The following is a 2293-nucleotide window of genomic DNA, read 5'->3' as shown; positions in this document are numbered from 1 at the left end:
GGTCTCGGCCAGTACGGCGCCCAGCGCGCGTACCGTCCGCTCGGGCAGCGGCCCTCCCTGGACGTCGAGCGCGGCGGCGAGCGGCAGAACGGGCAGATAGGGCGCCGCGTACCACGGTGGCTCCCCGGGCCCGGCCAGCTCGGCGGCCCCGGCGACCCAGGGCCCCGGCATCGCGCGCCCGTCCGCCGCCTCGGCGGCGAAGCGCACGGGGTCGGTGCCCGGCAGCGGCGTGGAGAGCAGCACCGTACGGGCGCCGTCGGCGGTGGACGCGATGAAACGGTGCTCGGGGACCGGCGGTCGGCCGGGCCCTGTCGGGTCGAGACGGGTGATCAGGTGGTACGGGCCGATGCCCCGGGAGCCCGCCGTACGGACCGGGTCCGGGCGTCGCTGCTCCATCTGTGAACCCCCCGTTGGCATGACCTCGACCAAGGGAGCTTACCCAGCCGGATACGCGGGGCGCTCGGGCGAGGTGAGGGGAGGCGGGGGGAGGTGGTGTGCGAGGCCGGGGTGGAAAGGCGGCGGGGTACGTTCCCTTTGTGGGACGTACCCCGCCGTGCCTGAGGCCGTGGGGAGAATCGAACTCCCGTAACTCGAGTTGCAGTCGAGTCCCTGAACCACTCGGGCACACGGCCGTGCTGTGCGACTCACCGAAGGTAGGCCCACCGGGGCCCGCCGCTCAAGGGCGCGGGGCGCGCCGCAACGCGACTGCCATACGGCGTTCATGAGCGGCGCCGCCGGACGTACGACCAAGGGACCAGTGCGGTCGGACCCTACGACAGGGCTCAACCGCGTCTACGCCCCTTACGCTGAAGCCATGACCGCCCTGGAACCAGGCGACGCCGATGTCGCCGCCGCCGACGGGTCCGCCGTACCGTCCCGGACCGCCGTCACCGGCGTCCCCGCGATACCCCCGCTCCAGGGCGACGGACGGTTCGACGGCCGGGACCACGGCCGGGACCACGGACGGGACCACGGCCGCGACGACGGCCGGCACGACCGACAGGCCGGAGCCGGGGTGCTCGGCCCCGTACACCGCGCCCTGTCCATCGGCATCGTCTCCGTCGTCCTGCTGATCGCCTTCGAGGCGACCGCTGTGGGCACGGCGATGCCGGTGGCCGCACGCGAGTTGCACGGCATCCCGCTCTACGCCTTCGCCTTCTCCGCGTACTTCACCACCAGCCTGCTCTCGATGGTCGTCTCCGGGCAGTGGGCCGACAGGTCGGGCCCGCTCGCCCCGCTCGCCACCGGCATCAGCGCCTTCGCCGCCGGGCTGCTGGTCGCCGGCACCGCCGGCACGATGTGGATCTTCATCCTCGGCCGCGCGGTCCAGGGGCTCGGCGGGGGACTGGTCATCGTCGCGCTGTACGTCGTCGTCAGCCGGGCCTACCCGGAGCGGCTGCGGCCCTCGATCATGGCCGCGTTCGCCGCGAGCTGGGTGGTGCCGTCCGTGGTCGGCCCGCTCGCCGCGGGGGCCGTCACCGAACACCTCGGCTGGCGCTGGGTGTTCCTCGGCATCCCGGTCCTGATCGCCGTGCCGCTTGCGCTCGCGCTGCCCGCGATACGGCGCATGGCGGCCGGGCCCGCCCATCCCGCCGCGCCCCGCGCATCGTTCGACCGGCGCAGGATCCGGCTCGCTTTCGCGATCTCGGTGGGCGCCGGACTGCTCCAGTACGCGGGTGAGGACCTGCGCCTGCTGTCCCTCGTCCCGGCCGTGGCCGGGGTGGCGCTCCTCGTACCCGCCGTCCTCGGGCTGCTCCCCGCCGGGACCTGGCGGGCGGCCAGGGGGCTGCCGTCCGTGGTGCTGCTGCGCGGTCTCGCCGCCGGGTCCTTCATCGCCGCCGAGAGCTTCGTACCGCTGATGCTGGTCACCCAGCGCGGCCTGTCGCCGACCATGGCGGGCCTCTCGCTCGCGGTCGGCGGCGCGACCTGGGCGCTCGGCTCGTACGTCCAGTCGAGGCCGCGCATGGAGCCCTACCGCGAGCGGCTGATGACGGGCGGCATGGTGCTGGTGACCGCGGCCGTCGCGACGGCGCCGAGCGTGCTGATCCAGTCCGTGCCGGTGTGGATCGTCGCGGTCGCCTGGGCGGTCGGCTGCCTCGGCATGGGCATGGTGATCGCGTCGACCAGTGTGATGCTGTTCAAGCTCTCCGCACCCGAGGAGGCGGGCGCGAACTCCGCCGCGCTCCAGATCTCCGACGGCCTGTCGAACGTGCTCCTGCTGGCGGTGGGCGGCGCCGCGTTCGCCGCGCTGGGCGGCGGCGCGGTGGGCCAGGCGGCCACGGCGGCGACGTCG

At 74.5% G+C, this 2293-nt stretch carries 1 protein-coding gene, 1 tRNA gene and 1 pseudogene; 1 reads left to right on the top strand and 2 read right to left on the bottom strand.

Annotated elements, in window-relative coordinates; genetic code table 11:
* A pseudogene (locus tag QR77_RS13025) lies at nt 1–396 on the bottom strand (serine/threonine protein kinase); the annotation flags it as partial.
* A 164-nt stretch (nt 397–560) separates the two neighbouring features.
* Nucleotides 561–632, bottom strand: a tRNA-Cys gene (locus QR77_RS13020).
* A gap of 182 nt (nt 633–814) precedes the next feature.
* Here QR77_RS13020 and QR77_RS13015 point away from each other — a divergent pair.
* A partial coding sequence (locus QR77_RS13015; protein WP_236710628.1) for an MFS transporter occupies nt 815–2293 on the top strand: 1479 nt, incomplete at its 3' end.

The organism is Streptomyces sp. 150FB (assembly GCF_000818195.1).
Taxonomy (GTDB): Bacteria; Actinomycetota; Actinomycetes; order Streptomycetales; family Streptomycetaceae; genus Streptomyces.
The sequence above is the reverse complement of the archived record's forward strand: the minus strand, read 5'-3'. Positions and strand labels throughout refer to the sequence as shown.